14 protein-coding genes are annotated in these 13,957 nt (G+C 67.4%); 6 read left to right on the top strand and 8 right to left on the bottom strand.

The features are described from left to right. Positions 1-9 precede the first annotated feature (9 nt). Both F3I16_RS03250 and F3I16_RS03255 read left to right on the top strand, forming a co-directional pair. A complete protein-coding gene (locus F3I16_RS03250) occupies positions 10-891 on the top strand; it encodes an ABC transporter permease subunit (RefSeq protein ID WP_178116645.1) in 882 nt (293 codons plus the stop codon). Continuing rightward, entirely contained in the window at positions 888-1,751 is an 864-nt protein-coding gene (locus F3I16_RS03255) for an ABC transporter permease subunit (protein WP_160492306.1), read from the top strand. The genes F3I16_RS03250 and F3I16_RS03255 overlap by 4 nt, the downstream gene beginning before the upstream one ends. Positions 1,752-1,947: 196 nt before the next feature. Here the strand turns inward: F3I16_RS03255 and ptsP are convergent, their stop codons facing one another. Beyond that, positions 1,948-4,230, bottom strand: a complete 2,283-nt coding sequence (ptsP, locus tag F3I16_RS03260; RefSeq protein ID WP_160492307.1) for a phosphoenolpyruvate--protein phosphotransferase — start codon at positions 4,228-4,230, stop codon at positions 1,948-1,950. An 11-nt stretch (positions 4,231-4,241) separates the two neighbouring features. Further along, positions 4,242-4,721, bottom strand: coding sequence for an RNA pyrophosphohydrolase (locus F3I16_RS03265; protein ID WP_160077046.1), 480 nt, complete (start codon positions 4,719-4,721; stop codon positions 4,242-4,244). 145 nt (positions 4,722-4,866) lie between these two features. Between F3I16_RS03265 and F3I16_RS03270 the strand changes: the two genes are divergently transcribed. Continuing rightward, entirely contained in the window at positions 4,867-5,520 is a 654-nt protein-coding gene (locus F3I16_RS03270) for an HAD family hydrolase (RefSeq protein ID WP_160492308.1), read from the top strand. A gap of 75 nt (positions 5,521-5,595) precedes the next feature. On the opposite strand, the gene F3I16_RS03275 is transcribed toward F3I16_RS03270, so the two are convergent. The 4 genes from F3I16_RS03275 to ilvA are packed head-to-tail and all read right to left on the bottom strand — an operon-like array spanning position 5,596 to position 9,304. Continuing rightward, a complete protein-coding gene (locus F3I16_RS03275) occupies positions 5,596-6,063 on the bottom strand; it encodes a DUF2269 domain-containing protein (protein WP_160492309.1) in 468 nt (155 codons plus the stop codon). Beyond that, positions 6,060-7,316 carry an SDR family oxidoreductase gene (locus F3I16_RS03280; protein ID WP_160492310.1) on the bottom strand — a complete coding sequence of 419 codons (1,257 nt, stop codon included), beginning with the start codon at positions 7,314-7,316 and terminating at the stop codon, positions 6,060-6,062. The genes F3I16_RS03275 and F3I16_RS03280 overlap by 4 nt, the downstream gene beginning before the upstream one ends. Continuing rightward, positions 7,316-7,756 carry a DUF2269 family protein gene (locus F3I16_RS03285; RefSeq protein ID WP_160492311.1) on the bottom strand — a complete coding sequence of 147 codons (441 nt, stop codon included), beginning with the start codon at positions 7,754-7,756 and terminating at the stop codon, positions 7,316-7,318. The genes F3I16_RS03280 and F3I16_RS03285 overlap by 1 nt, the downstream gene beginning before the upstream one ends. A 12-nt stretch (positions 7,757-7,768) precedes the next feature. Next, positions 7,769-9,304 (bottom strand): threonine ammonia-lyase, biosynthetic, encoded by a 1,536-nt coding sequence (gene ilvA, locus F3I16_RS03290; protein ID WP_160492312.1) that lies wholly within the window; start codon positions 9,302-9,304, stop codon positions 7,769-7,771. 163 nt (positions 9,305-9,467) lie between these two features. Between ilvA and rpiA the strand changes: the two genes are divergently transcribed. Together rpiA and F3I16_RS03300 are read left to right on the top strand one after the other, a co-directional pair. Beyond that, the gene (gene rpiA, locus F3I16_RS03295) at positions 9,468-10,142 is read left to right on the top strand and encodes a ribose-5-phosphate isomerase RpiA (RefSeq protein WP_160492904.1); all 675 of its coding nucleotides are present in this window, start codon (positions 9,468-9,470) and stop codon (positions 10,140-10,142) included. A gap of 121 nt (positions 10,143-10,263) precedes the next feature. Then, complete coding sequence (locus F3I16_RS03300) at positions 10,264-10,596, top strand: YegP family protein (protein WP_160492313.1); 333 nt, start codon at positions 10,264-10,266, stop codon at positions 10,594-10,596. Positions 10,597-10,639: 43 nt separating this feature from the next. On the opposite strand, the gene F3I16_RS03305 is transcribed toward F3I16_RS03300, so the two are convergent. Next, positions 10,640-11,557 carry an SdiA-regulated domain-containing protein gene (locus F3I16_RS03305; RefSeq protein ID WP_160492314.1) on the bottom strand — a complete coding sequence of 306 codons (918 nt, stop codon included), beginning with the start codon at positions 11,555-11,557 and terminating at the stop codon, positions 10,640-10,642. 217 nt (positions 11,558-11,774) lie between these two features. On the opposite strand from F3I16_RS03305, the gene ubiM reads away from it, so the two are divergent. Then, positions 11,775-12,950, top strand: coding sequence for a 5-demethoxyubiquinol-8 5-hydroxylase UbiM (gene ubiM / locus F3I16_RS03310; protein ID WP_160492315.1), 1,176 nt, complete (start codon positions 11,775-11,777; stop codon positions 12,948-12,950). A gap of 27 nt (positions 12,951-12,977) precedes the next feature. Here the strand turns inward: ubiM and F3I16_RS03315 are convergent, their stop codons facing one another. Next, positions 12,978-13,898, bottom strand: a complete 921-nt coding sequence (locus F3I16_RS03315; RefSeq protein ID WP_160492316.1) for an SdiA-regulated domain-containing protein — start codon at positions 13,896-13,898, stop codon at positions 12,978-12,980. Positions 13,899-13,957 lie beyond the last annotated feature (59 nt).

Below are 13,957 nucleotides of genomic sequence, written 5' to 3' on the forward strand. Positions count from 1 at the left end.
AAGCGCTACCTGCCGAGGGGGCGGCATGCCGTGATCGGCGTGCCCTTCCTCTGGCTGTTCATGTTCTTCCTGCTGCCGTTCTTCATCGTCCTGAAGATCAGTTTCGCCGAAGCGGACGTGGCCATTCCTCCGTACACCGAGGTCTGGACCTGGGCCGAGAATCAGCTGTCGCTGGTGCTCAACCTGGGCAACTACATCTTCCTCACCGAGGATGAGCTGTACGTGGCGGCCTACCTGGGCTCGCTGAAGATGGCCAGCATCAGCACGCTGCTCTGCCTGCTGATCGGCTACCCGATGGCCTATGCCATTGCCCGCGCCAGCAAGGAAATGCAGACCACCCTGCTGCTGCTGATCATGATGCCGACCTGGACCGCGATCCTGATCCGCGTCTATGCCTGGATGGGCATCCTCAGCAACAACGGCCTGCTCAATGGCTTCCTGCAGATGCTCGGCATCATCGACGAGCCGCTGCAGATCCTCAACACCAACCTGGCGGTGTACATCGGCGTGGTCTATTCGTACCTGCCGTTCATGATCCTGCCGCTCTACGCCAACCTGGTGAAGCACGACCACAGCCTGCTGGAAGCCGCCGCGGACCTCGGTTCGAGCAACTTCAACAGCTTCTGGAAGATCACCGTGCCGCTGTCGAAGAACGGCATCGTCGCCGGCTCCATGCTGGTGTTCATCCCGGTGGTCGGCGAGTTCGTCATCCCCGAGCTGCTCGGCGGCCCGGAGACCCTGATGATCGGCAAGGTGCTGTGGCAGGAATTCTTCAACAACCGCGACTGGCCGGTGGCTTCCGCCCTGGCGGTGGTGATGCTGGCGATCCTGATCGTGCCGATCATTCTGTTCAACCGTAACCAGGCTAAAGAAATGGAGGGCCGCGCATGAAACGTTTCAGTTTCTCCAATGTAATGCTCTGGGCCGGCCTGACCTTCATCTACCTGCCCATGCTGATCATGGTCATCTACTCGTTCAACGCCTCCAAGCTGGTGACGGTGTGGGGCGGCTGGTCGCTGAAGTGGTATGCCGGCCTGCTCGACAACAGCCAGCTGATGGGCTCGGTGATGCGCTCCCTGGAGATCGCCTGCTACACGGCGATCGCCGCGGTGGCGCTGGGCACCGTGGCGGCCTTCGTGCTGACCCGGGTTACCCGCTTCAAGGGTCGCACCCTGTTCGGTGGCCTGGTCACCGCGCCGCTGGTGATGCCGGAAGTGATCACCGGTCTGTCGCTGCTGCTGCTGTTCGTGGCCATGGCCCAGCTGACCGGCTGGCCGGCCGAGCGCGGCATCCTGACCATCTGGATCGCTCACACCACCTTCTGCGCCGCCTACGTGGCGGTGGTGGTGTCGGCACGCCTGCGTGAGCTGGACCTGTCCATCGAAGAGGCGGCCATGGACCTCGGTGCCAAGCCATGGAAGGTGTTCTTCCTGATCACCATCCCGATGATCGCGCCATCCCTGGCGGCCGGCGGCATGATGTCCTTCGCCCTGTCGCTGGACGACCTGGTGCTGGCCAGCTTCGTCTCCGGTCCGGGCTCCACCACCCTGCCGATGGAAGTGTTCTCCGCCGTGCGCCTGGGCGTGAAGCCGGAGATCAACGCGGTGGCCAGCCTGATCCTGCTGACCGTGTCGATCTTCACCTTCTTCGCCTGGTACTTCGCCCGCCGCGCCGAGGAAAAGCGCAAGCGTGCGATCCAGCAGGCCATGGAAGAAACCACCAGCGAGACCTGGTCGGCGCAACCGGCCTGAGTCGCTTCGGCAACACCGCAAAAGGGCCACTGATGTGGCCCTTTTGTTTTTCGGCGGCCGCTCCCGCTGCATTCAGCTGGCGGGTAGTCGGTCCGGAAGGGGATCTGTAGGAGGGGGCGATGGCCTGCGCGCGGGCCAGCCACTGCGCACCCCCGGCCATTGCTGCCGGGCCTGGTTGTGGCGCGGGAGCGGGACTTCAGCTCTGGATGGTCGCCGCCGGATTGATCACCCGGCCCAGGCCGAGGTTGCGCAGGGCCAGGTGCAGGGTGCTGTGGATCACCTGCGGGTTGTCCATGCGCAGCAGCTGTTCGAGCAGCTCCTTGGCCTTGCTCAGGCTGATCTGGCGCAGCAGCCACTTGACCTTGGGCAGGTTGGTGGCGTTCATCGACAGGCTGTCGAAGCCCATGGCCAGCAGCAGCACGGCCGCGGCCGGGTCGCCGGCCATCTCGCCGCAGATGCTCACCGGCTTGCCCTCGGCATGGGCGCCGGCGATGACCAGGGTCAGGGCGTGCAGCACGGCCGGGTGGAGGAAGTCGTAGAGGTCGGCGACCCGCGGGTTGTTGCGGTCGACCGCCAGCAGGTACTGGGTCAGGTCATTCGAGCCGACCGAGAGGAAGTCGACCTGGCGCGCCAGGTCGCGCACCTGGTAGACCGCCGCGGGAATCTCGATCATCACCCCCACCGGCGGCAGCGGCACGTCAACGCCTTCGTCGCGCACTTCGCCCCAGGCGCGGTGGATCAGGTGCAGGGCCTCTTCCAGTTCCTGGATGCCGGAAATCATCGGCAGCAGGATGCGCAGGTTGTTCAGACCCTCGCTGGCCTTGAGCATGGCGCGCACCTGGACCAGGAAGATTTCCGGGTGGTCGAGGGTGATGCGGATGCCGCGCCAGCCGAGGAAGGGGTTGCTTTCCTTGATCGGGAAATAGCTCAGCGCCTTGTCGCCGCCGATGTCCAGGGTGCGCATGGTCACCGGTTGCGGGTGGAAGGCGGCCAGCTGCTCGCGGTAGGTGGCCAGCTGTTCCTTCTCGCTGGGGAAGCGCTCGCCGTTCATGAACGGCACTTCCGTGCGGTACAGGCCGACGCCTTCGGCGCCGCGCTCCTGGGCACGCTTCACGTCGGCCAGCAGGCCGGTGTTGACCCACAGCGGCAGGCGCTGGCCGTCGAGGGTTTCGCAGGGCAGCTCGCGCAGGGCGTCGAGGCCCTGGGACAGCTGGCGTTCTTCCTCGACCACTTCGGCGTACTGCTTGCGCAGCAGCTCGCTGGGGTTGGTGAAGACCTCGCCGTGGTAGCCGTCGACGATCAGCTGGATGCCGTCGACCTTGGAGTAGGGCAGGTCGACCACGCCCATGACCGTGGGAATGCCCATGGCGCGGGCGAGAATGGCCACGTGCGAGTTGCCCGAGCCCTGCACCGAGACCAGGCCGACCAGCTTGCCTTCCGGCACCTCGCCGAGCATGGCCGGGGTGACCTCCTCGCTGACCAGGATGGTCTGGTCGGGGTAGACCAGGTTCTGCTTGCGCTCTTCCTGCAGGTAGGCGAGCAGGCGGCGGCCGAGGTCGCGCACATCCGAGGCGCGTTCGCGCAGGTAGGCGTCGTCCATCAGCTCGAAGCGCTTGACGTGGTCCAGCACCACCTGGCGCAAGGCACCCTGGGCCCACTGGCCGGTGGTGCGGATCACGCGTTTCACTTCGAGGCCCATGGAGGCGTCGTCGAGCATCATCAGGTAGACGTCGAACAGCGCGCGTTCTTCCGGGCGCAGCTGGTTGGCCAGTTTGCTGGACAGCGCGCGCATGTCCGCGCGGACGGCTTCCAGGGCCAGCTTGAAGCGCTCGACCTCGGCCTCGACATCGTCGATCGGTTTGTCCGGCACCACGTCCAGGTCGGCCGGCGGCAGCACCACCACGGCGCTGCCGATGGCGGCGCCGGGCGAGCCGGGGACGCCGACGAAGCGCGCTTCCTGGATGCCCTTGCCCTGCTTGCCGAGGCCGCGGATCGAGCCGGTCGCCTCGGCATGGGCGATGACCCCGGCGAGCTGGGCGCTCATGGTCACCAGGAAGGCTTCCTCGCCTTCGTCGAACTGGCGGCGTTCCTTCTGCTGTACCACCAGCACGCCCATCACCCGGCGGTGGTGGATGATCGGCGCACCGAGGAAGGAGGCGTAGCGCTCCTCGCCGGTTTCCGGGAAGTAGCGGTAGCGTGGGTGTTCGGAGGCGTGTTCGAGGTTGAGCGGTTCCTCGCGGGTGCCGACCAGGCCGACCAGGCCCTCGTTCAAGGCCATGCTGACCTTGCCGATGGAGCGCTTGTTCAGGCCCTCGGTGGCCATCAGCACGAAACGCGAGGTCTCCGGGTCGAGCAGGTAGACCGAGCAGACCTGGCTGCCCATGGCCTCCTTGACCCGCTGCACGATGATCGTCAGCGCTGCCTTGAGATCCTTGGCGGCGTTTACTTCCTGGACGATCTTGCGCAGCGTGTTGAGCATGCTCGTTTCCGTCAGTCGCGCGCCAGCAGGCGCGGGGCTAGTTCCTTGAGGGCGCGACGGTAGACCTCGCGCTTGAATGTAACGACCTGGCCCAGCGGGTACCAGTAGCTGACCCAGCGCCAGCCGTCGAACTCCGGCTTGCCGGTCAGGTCCATGCGTACCCGCTCTTCGGCGCCGGTCAGGCGCAGGAGAAACCATTTCTGTTTCTGGCCGATGCACAGCGGCTGGCTGTGGGTGCGCACCAGGCGTTGCGGCAGACGATAACGCAACCAGCCCCGGGTGCAGGCGAGAATCTTCACATCCTGCTCTTCGAGGCCGACTTCTTCGTTAAGTTCGCGGTACAGGGCCTGCTCCGGCGACTCCTGGGGGTTGATGCCACCCTGCGGGAATTGCCAGGCATCCTGGTTGATCCGCCGCGCCCAGAGCACCTGGCCAATATCATTGGTCAGGATGATGCCGACATTGGGGCGGAAACCATCGGAATCGATCACGACAAAATACCTTGAAAACGCATATGCCCGCATTGTTCCACAAAGGCCGCGGGCGCAGCAAACGCGCGGCCCGGCGAATGGGCAGCGAAGGCAAAAGCGGCTATTCTGGCGCCCTTTTCGGCCCCCCAGATTCAGGTGAAACGACGTGCGCCTTGCCCTCTTCGACCTCGACAACACCCTGCTCGCCGGTGACAGCGACCACAGCTGGGGCGAATTCCTCTGCCAGCGTGGCCGGGTCGATGCCGCCGAGTACCAGGCGCGCAACGATGCCTTCTATGCCGACTACTGCGCCGGCAGGCTCGACGTGGTGGCCTACCAGAACTTCAGTCAGGCGATTCTCGGCCGCACCGGCGCCCAGGAGCTGGCGCAGTGGCAGGCGGAGTTCATGGCCGAGGTGATCGAGCCGATCATCCTGGCCAAGGGCGAGGCGCTGCTGGCGCAGCACCGCGAGGCCGGCGACAAGCTGGTGATCATCACCGCCACCAACCGCTTCGTCACCGCGCCGATTGCCGCGCGCCTGGGCGTCGAGACCCTGCTGGCCACCGAGTGCGGCATGCAGGACGGCCGCTACACCGGGCAGCTGGCCGGCATTCCCTGCTACCAGGAGGGCAAGGTGGTGCGCCTCAACGAGTGGCTGCAGGACAGCGGTCTGAACCTGGATGACAGCTACTTCTACAGCGACTCGCGCAACGACCTGCCGCTGCTCGAGAAAGTCGCCCACCCGGTGGCGGTGGACCCGGACGACACCCTGCGCGGCATCGCCGGCGAGCGCGGCTGGCCGGTGATCTCGCTGCGCTGAGTGGCTTCAGCGGTGGCTGGGGGTGCCGTGTGCGCACCCTGCGCCATTGCGCCATTGCGCCATTGCGCTGCTGCGCTATAGCGGCTTGGCCACCATCAGCCAGAAGATCGCGATAAAGGCCAGGAAGGCCGGCCAGCCCAGCACGAACCAGATGCGCATGTAGCGGTTGGCCCGTTCCGGCAGCGGCGTGCCGTCGCGCAGGGCCCGGCCGGCCAGGTTGCGCACGCGGATCTGCAGCCACAGCACCGGCAGCCAGCACAGCCCGGCGAACACGAACAGTCCCGCGCTCCACAGCAGCCAGAACTGGCTCAGCGGCCAGCCGGCCAGTCTGGCCAGGGCCAGGCCGCTGAGCGGCTGGAACACGGCCGTGGTGGCGATGAACAGCCAGTCGGCGGTGACCAGATGGCGGAAGGTCGTGGCGATCACCTGCACTTCGCCGCTGCGCCAGGCCCGCAGGGCGTAGTAGGCGGAGCCCAGGCCGGTGCCGAACAGCAGGGTGGCGGAAAGGATGTGCAGGGTCTTGAGCAGCAGGTACAGGCTCATGGGTGTCTCGTCATGGAAGTGGAAAGTCCCAGCAGCCAGGCGCTCAGCAGCAGGACCGCGAAATTCTTGCCCAGCGCCATGTAGGGGTCGAACCAGTAATGGGGCAGCAGCAGGCTGATGATCAGGCTGTAGACCAGCATCAGGCCGATCTGTGCCTGCAGGGCCCGGCTGCGCCAGCGCCGCGACAGCAGCGCCAGGCCGAGTACGCCGTCCAGCAGGGCGCCGCCGATCACCGCCAGCCTGGCCGGCAGGCCGTCGATGCCGGCTTCCGCCATGATCCGCAGGCCCCAGTCGAAGCCCGGCCCCAGGCAGACCACTGCCGTGCCCAGCCAGATCAGCGCGAGCACCAGCAACACCAGCCGCTGCAGTGCCAGGGCCAGGCTCTGTGCCGGCTGTGGCCAGTGTTGCAGGCGGCTGGCCAGGGGTGCGGCGCGGTAGCCGCAGGCCTGTTCCAGGGCCGCGGGATCGGCGAGGTTGTCGTACTGGCTCAGTTGCAGGGTCTGCCGGTTCAGGGCTTGCCAGCCCAGGTGATCGCCCAGCGCCGCGCCGAGTCGCGCGAGCGGTTCCGGCACTGTCAGATAGCGCGCCGGGCGCCAACCCTGGGCCTGGCGCAGGACATCGAGCAGCTCGCCCTGGGTAAGCGCCTGCGTGCCCACCAGCGGCAGCAGAGTCGGCTGCGCCGGCCAGTTGCGCAGCAGGGCCAGCACGGCCGCGCAGAGGTCGTCGATATGCAGCGGCTGCAGTCGTGCCCGGTTGCCCAGCAGCGGTATCAGTGGCCAGGGCGACAGGCGCTGCAGCCATTCACTGCTGGTGCCGCCAGGGCCGACGACCAGCGAGGGCCGCAGCACCACGGCAGGAATGCCTAGGTTCAGGAGGTACCGGTCGGCCTCGGCCTTGCTGGCCAGGAAGGGGATGTCGGGATGTTCGCCGGCGCCCAGGGTGGAAATCTGCAGCACCGCGGCGCCATGCCGCCTGGCCAGCTCGAACAGGGCGCAGGCGCCATCGTGCTGCAGGCCCTGCATTTGAGCTGCATCGGTGGACAGTTCGCCGCTGGCGTTGATCACCAGTTCGATGCCCTCCGGCCAGGCGAAGCCGTCCGGCTGCAGCAGGTCGAGGCAGCGCCATTCGACGCTCGGCAATGGCGTCGGCGAGGGCCGGCGGCGGGTGGCCACCAGCGAGTGGCCGGCCAGGGTCAGGGCGTCGAGCAGGTGCCGGCCGATAAAGCCGCCGGCACCGACCAGCAGGATGCGCATCAGGCCGGCTTGGCCCCCATCAGGGCGAAGATCGCCAGCAGCAGGACCAGCACCAGTGCGCCATAGGCGCTGACGAAGCGCAGCAATGTCACCGGCACCGCGCCGTCGACCGCACCCTGCCAGGCGCTCAGGCGGCCATGCAGGAGCAGGCCGGCCAGCACCAGCAGGGCGAACAGGATGGCGCTGAGCAGCAGCCACAGCTGGCCCAGCGGCCAGCCGGCGCCATGCACCAGCCACCAGCCGCTGACCGGCAGGCTCAGGGCCAGCACGCCGAGGGCCGGCAGGCTGTACAGGCGGGTCACGCGCAGCTTGCGCGCGAGCACGGCGGCATCGCCGCTCTTGTTGGCTTTCCACAGCATGAAGGCGTGTGCCAGCACGCCGAGCAGCAACAGCGCGGCGGGCAGGCTGTGGGCGATCTTCAACAGCAGGTAGTGCTCCATCACTAGGCTCCGTTATCCAAGGAACAGCTGGTAGGCCGGGTTGTCGGTTTCGTCCCAGTAGGGATAGCCGATGGCGTCCAGCGCAGCCGGAATCAGCTGGCGCTGGTCCTGCGGTACCTGCAGCGCGGCCAGCACGCGGCCGTCGGCGGCGCCGTGGTTGCGGTAGTGGAACATGCTGATGTTCCAGCGCCCGCCGAGCTTGTTGAGGAAGTTGAACAGCGCCCCTGGGCGTTCCGGGAATTCGAAGCGGAACACGCACTCGTCCGGCACCGCCGCCGCATGGCCGCCGACCATGTGGCGGATGTGCAGCTTGGCCAGCTCGTTGTCGGTCAGGTCCAGCACCGGGAAGCCCTGGTCGCGCAGGCCCTGCACCAGGGCGGCGCGCGGGTCGTTCTCCGGGTGGGTCTGCACGCCGACGAAGATGTGCGCCTCGCCGTCGGTGTGGTAGCGGTAGTTGAACTCGGTGATCTGGCGCTTGCCGATCGCCTCGCAGAAGGTCTTGAAGCTGCCCGGCTGCTCGGGGATGGTCACGGCGATGATCGCCTCGCGCTTCTCGCCCAGCTCGGCGCGCTCGGCCACGTGGCGCAGGCGGTCGAAGTTGACGTTGGCGCCCGAGTCGATGCCGACCAGCACCTGGCCGCTGACGCCTTCGCGCTCCACGTACTTCTTGATCCCGGCCACGGAGAGCGCGCCGGCCGGCTCGGTGATCGAGCGGGTGTCGTCGTAGATGTCCTTGATCGCCGCGCAGATCTCGTCGGTGCTGACGGTGATCACCTCGTCGACATAGTGCTTGCACACATCGAAGGTGTACTGGCCGATCTGCGCCACGGCCACGCCGTCGGCGAACAGCCCGACGGTCGGCAGCACCACGCGCTCGCCGGCGGCCATGGCGGCCTGCAGGCAGTTGGAGTCGTCCGGTTCGACGCCGATCACCCGGATATCCGGGCGCAGGTATTTGACGTAGGCGGCGATGCCGGCGATCAGGCCGCCACCGCCGCAGGGCACGAAGATGGCGTCCAGCTGGCCCGGCTGCTGACGCAGGATTTCCATGGCCACGGTGCCCTGGCCGGCGATCACCAGCGGATCGTCGTAGGGGTGGATATAGGAATAGCCCTTCTCCTCCACCAGCTTCAGCGAATAGGCCAGGGCCTCGGGGAAGGCGTCGCCGTGCAGCACCACCTTGCCGCCGCGCGAGCGCACGCCCTGGACCTTGAGCTCCGGGGTGGTGCGCGGCATGACGATGGTGGCCTTGACCCCCAGGTGCTTGGCCGCCAGGGCCAGGCCCTGGGCGTGGTTGCCGGCCGAGGCGGTGACCACGCCGCGCGCCAGTTCCTCGGGCGACAGCTGCGCCAGCTTGTTGTAGGCGCCGCGAATCTTGAACGAGTACACCGGCTGCAGGTCTTCGCGTTTCAGCAGAATCTGGTTGCCCAGCCGCTCGGAGAGCTGGCGGGCGGGCTGCAGCGGGGTTTCCACGGCGACGTCGTAGACGCGCGAGGTGAGGATCTTCTTTACGTACTGTTCGAGCATCGCGGCTTCACTGGCGGGCATTTCACGGAGTCTGGAGTCTACCCCAGCGCTTCGGCCGGCGGCCACCGACAGTCGGTCCTGAAAACCCCATAACAGTAGGGCGCGTCGATAAAACGCAGCCGCAGGGCCGGGTGGCGAGGCTATAATTCGCCCCTTCCCGTACTCCCCAGGCGCAGACTCCGTGATGACCCAGGATCAGCTCAAGCAGGCCGTGGCCCAGGCCGCCGTCGACCATATCCTTCCCTTCCTCGACAGCAAGAGCGTGATCGGCGTCGGCACCGGCTCCACCGCCAACTGCTTCATCGACGCCCTGGCCCAGCACAAGATGGCCTTCGACGGCGCGGTGGCCAGCTCCGAGGCCACCGCCGCGCGGCTCAAGGGCCACGGCATCCCGGTGTACGACCTGAACAGCGTCAGCGAGCTGGAGTTCTACATCGACGGCGCCGACGAGAGCGACCAGCACCTGCACCTGATCAAGGGCGGCGGCGCCGCGCTGACCCGCGAGAAGATCGTCGCCGCGGTGGCCAAGACCTTCATCTGCATCGCCGACGCCAGCAAGCTGGTGCCGCTGCTGGGGGCCTTCCCGCTGCCGGTGGAAGTCATCCCCATGGCCCGCAGCCACGTGGCGCGCCAACTGGTCAAGCTGGGCGGCGACCCGGTGTACCGCGAGGGCGTGCTGACCGATAACGGCAACATCATCCTCGACGTGTTCAACCTGCAGATCGTCGACCCGGTGGCCCTCGAACGCGACATCAACGCCATCGTCGGCGTGGTCACCAATGGCCTGTTCGCCGCGCGCCCGGCCGACCTGCTGCTGCTCGGCACCGCGGACGGGGTGAAGACCCTCAAGCGTGACTGAGCGGCGCCGCGCCTGACCCCGGCAGACCCGTTCACGGTCGGGGTTGGTGGTTGGGCCTGGCTGGCGGGGTGGTGGCGAGCGACTAAGCTTGCCTGACACCCCGTCCGACAGGAGCCCTGACATGGCCGCGAAATTTCATCTGAAGCAGGCCGCCGATGGCCAGCTGCATTTCAACCTGCTGGCCGGCAACGGCGAGATCATCCTCAGCAGCGAGCTGTACAAGAGCAAGGCTTCGGCGCTGGCCGGCATCGAGTCGGTGCGCAAGAACTCGCAGCGTGAGGGGGCCTTCGAGATCAAGGCGGCAGCATCCGGCAAGTTCCACTTCGTGCTCAAGGCCAGCAATGGCCAGGTGGTCGGCAGCAGCCAGCTGTATGCCAGCGAGGCCGGTGCCGTGGCCGGCAGCGAATCGGTGAAGCACAACGCCGCGCCGGCATCGCTGCAGGACGACAGCTGAGCGCGCGGCTCCGGTCGCGAGGTGTCAGGCAACCCGGGCCGGCTCAGTCGCCGGCCTGTTTCTTGAACACGTAGAACAGGTTCGGCTCGCTGACCAGGTACAGGGTGCCGGCATCATCCATGGCCACCCCTTCGGCCTGCGGTACACCCTTCTTCAAGCCCTGCCGGCCGCCGAGCAGCGACAGGCTGCTGATCGGCCGGCCATTGGCATCCAGCTCCAGCACCAGGCGTGACTCGTCGGACAGCGCCAGCAGATGGCCGCTGGCCTCGTCGTACTGCAGGCTGGACAGGTCACGCACGAACAGCCTTGCATCGCGCTTGGCGTCGCCGGCCACGTGCACGGCGAAGGGCTTGTCCGGGTTGGTGTGCGGAAAGCCGTGGATTTCGTAGATGCTCACCGGGTCGCGCTCCTTGGCGACGAACAGGCGCTGCCCCTGGCTGTCGTAGGCCAGCCCCTCGAAGCCCTTGTTGCCGTTGCGGTCGATGCCCAGGGACAGCTGCTGGGATTCGGCGGCGTCGATGAGGCGGGTGCCGTCGTCCAGGCGCACCTTGATCAGGCGTTGCAGGCGCTCGTCGGTGATCACGTAGATCCCGCGGCTGATGTATTCGATGGCCTCCGGATCGCCGAAACCGACCAGCGGGATCTGGCGCAGGATCCGCCCGTCCAGTGACAGCTCGATCAGCTGCGGCTTCTGGTTGGTCACGGTGAACAGGCTGCGCCGGTCCGGGTCGTAGGTCAGCGCCGAGACGTCGTCGTCCAGGCCGACGATCGGCTGGGCCTGCAGGGTGGCGACATAGTCCGGCAGCCAGATCGAGTGTTCACGCCACTCGGCGGCATGCCGCCATTCCTGCAGCATGAACCAGGCCCGTTCGAACAGGCGGAACTGCTGGGCCGCCACCGCGCCGAGCAGCAAGGCGGCCAGCAGCAGGGTGGCTGCGATGAGGCGTGTCGGGCGTGGCATGGGGGCACCTGGTCGATCGGGGCTCCATCAATAGCACAGTCCAGCTGAATTCAAGCTTAAAGAGCGTTACCGCAGTCTTCCAGGCTGCCGCCCCACGCGGCTATCGGCCTGCGACACCCGGTCGCGCCGGCCGCGCCCTGGCCATGACCTCGGGCAAGGTTTGCCCGCCGTGGCGCGCCTAGACTCGCGGCACTGTCAGTTATCCAGGGAGCGCCCCATGTTCTGCGATGTCGCCATCATCGGCGCCGGCCCGGCCGGCCTGTGTCTCGCCCGTGCCCTGTCGGGTCACGGTCTGTCCATCGTGCTGGTCGAGCGCCAGAGCGAGCAGAGCCTGGCCGAGCCGGCCTTCGACGGCCGCGAGATCGCCCTGACCCATGCTTCGCAGGCGCTGCTGGAGCGCCTCGGCCTGTGGCAGCGCCTGCCGGCCAGCGAGGTGGCGATCCTGCGCGATGCCCAGGTGCTCAATGGCCTCTCGCTGTTCGCCCTGCGGATTCGTGCCGAGCAGGCCGGCGCCGAGCGCCTCGGCCACCTGGTGGCCAACCAGGCGCTCCGCCGCGCGGCTTATGCTGCGCTGGAGGACTGCGCCGATGTGCAGCTGCTGTGCGACAGCCAGGTGCGGGCGATCCGCCATGAGCCGCAGCAGGTCAGCCTGGAGCTGGCCGACGGCAGTTGCCTGCGCAGCCGCCTGCTGGTGGCCGCCGACAGCCGCTTCTCGGAAACCCGCCGCCTGCTCGGCATCGGCGCGCAGCTCAAGGACTTCGGCAAGACCATGCTGGTCTGCCGCATGCAGCATGAGCAGCCGCACCAGCAGGTGGCCTGGGAGTGGTTCGGCTATGGCCAGACCCTGGCCCTGCTGCCGCTCAACGGCAACGTCTCCTCGGTGGTGCTGACCCTGCCGCCGCGCGAGATCGAACGCCTGCAGCAACTGGACGAGGCGGCCTTCGCCGGCGAGATGGAGCGGCGCTTCGACCGCCGGCTCGGCGCGATGCAGTTGCTCAGCAGTCGGCATGCCTATCCGCTGGTCGGGGTCTATGCCCAGCGCCTGGCCGGGCCGCGCTGCGCGCTGATCGGCGATGCCGCGGTGGGCATGCATCCGGTCACCGCGCATGGCTTCAACTTCGGTCTGGGCAGTGTCGAGCGGCTGGCTGCCGCCGTGCTGGCGGCCCATGCCAGGGGCCGGGATATTGCCGACACCGGCGTGCTCGGTCGTTACGAGCGCCAGCATCGCCTGGCCACCTGGCCGCTGTACCAGGCTACCCAGTTGCTGGTTGGCCTGTACACCGACGAGCGCCTGCCCGCCCGCCTGCTGCGCGGGGCCGGCCTGCGCGTGGCCCAGGGCCTGGTGCCGCTGCGCAGCGCCATAGCCCGCCACCTGACCGCCCGCGCGGGCTGAGGTGCGCCGGGGCGTTGGCCCGCGCATTCACTCGCGCCGGGTGTCGTTGTTTTCCTTGCGGAACCTGTAGAACAGGTTGGGTTCGCTGACGATATAGAGGTTGCCCTCTTCGTCCATGGCCACGCCTTCGGCGCGCGGGATGCGCTTGTCCAGGCCGTTCAGACCGCCGAGCAGGCTGATGAAACTGACCGGCTGGCCCTGTGGGTCCAGCTCCAGCAGCAGGTTGGATTGCGCGGAAAGGACGAGGATGTGCCCGGTGCGCGGGTCGACACTCAGTGCCGAGAGGTTGCGCATGCCCAGGCCGTAGTCGGGTAGCGGCTTGAGCGCTTCGGCCAGTGCCTCCTGGCTGTCGCCGGGCAGGCTGTACATGGCGGTGGGGTTGCGCTCCTTGCCGAGCAGCAGGCGGTTCTGCCGGGCATCCCAGGCCACGCCTTCGAAGCCCTTGTTGCGCGAGTTGGCGAAGCCCAGGTCGAACTCGCTGGAATTGACCACGTTGAGTTCACTGGTCTGCGGGTCGAGCGCCAGCACCGACAGGCTGCGCCGGCGCTCGTCGACGATGGCCACGCTGCCATCCTCGAGAATCGCCACGCCCTCGGGGTTGCTGAAGCCGAGCAGGGGGATGCGGCGCAAGATGTCGCCGCTGCGGGTCAGTTCGACCAGCAGGGGATTCTTGCCGGTAACGGTAAACAGGGTGCCGGTGACCGGGTTGTAGGCCAGGTCCGAGATTTCGTCTTCATCCAGGCCGCTCAGCGGCTTGGCCTGGATCACTGCCGTATAGCCGGGCAGCCAGATGCTGGCGTCCCGCTCGAGCAGCGACAGGCTCTGTTCCTTCAGCCAGTAGCGGGCGCGGTCGTCCAGGTGCAGGTAGTGGATCAGTGCGACACCTGCGGCGAGCAGGCCGGCCAGTGCCAGCCAGCGCTGGCGAGTAAAGCGGGGGAATGCAGGCATCGACGACTTCTCACTGAGCGGCGCGGGTCAGAGTGCAGGAAGTCTATGAAGGTTCCCTT

The organism is Pseudomonas sp. L-22-4S-12 (assembly GCF_009799935.1).
Classification (GTDB): Bacteria; Pseudomonadota; Gammaproteobacteria; order Pseudomonadales; family Pseudomonadaceae; genus Aquipseudomonas.

Excerpts from the sequence above, each read along its gene's own strand:
- F3I16_RS03255 (WP_160492306.1), top strand. The coding sequence starts at position 888 with ATGAAACGTTTCAGTTTCTCCAATGTAATGCTCTGGGCCGGCCTGACC.
- ptsP (WP_160492307.1), bottom strand. The coding sequence starts at position 4,230 with ATGCTCAACACGCTGCGCAAGATCGTCCAGGAAGTAAACGCCGCCAAG.
- F3I16_RS03275 (WP_160492309.1), bottom strand. The coding sequence starts at position 6,063 with ATGAGCCTGTACCTGCTGCTCAAGACCCTGCACATCCTTTCCGCCACC.
- F3I16_RS03280 (WP_160492310.1), bottom strand. The coding sequence starts at position 7,316 with ATGCGCATCCTGCTGGTCGGTGCCGGCGGCTTTATCGGCCGGCACCTG.
- F3I16_RS03285 (WP_160492311.1), bottom strand. The coding sequence starts at position 7,756 with ATGGAGCACTACCTGCTGTTGAAGATCGCCCACAGCCTGCCCGCCGCG.
- ilvA (WP_160492312.1), bottom strand. The coding sequence starts at position 9,304 with ATGCCCGCCAGTGAAGCCGCGATGCTCGAACAGTACGTAAAGAAGATC.
- rpiA (WP_160492904.1), top strand. The coding sequence starts at position 9,468 with ATGACCCAGGATCAGCTCAAGCAGGCCGTGGCCCAGGCCGCCGTCGAC.
- F3I16_RS03300 (WP_160492313.1), top strand. The coding sequence starts at position 10,264 with ATGGCCGCGAAATTTCATCTGAAGCAGGCCGCCGATGGCCAGCTGCAT.
- F3I16_RS03305 (WP_160492314.1), bottom strand. The coding sequence starts at position 11,557 with ATGCCACGCCCGACACGCCTCATCGCAGCCACCCTGCTGCTGGCCGCC.
- ubiM (WP_160492315.1), top strand. The coding sequence starts at position 11,775 with ATGTTCTGCGATGTCGCCATCATCGGCGCCGGCCCGGCCGGCCTGTGT.
- F3I16_RS03315 (WP_160492316.1), bottom strand. The coding sequence starts at position 13,898 with ATGCCTGCATTCCCCCGCTTTACTCGCCAGCGCTGGCTGGCACTGGCC.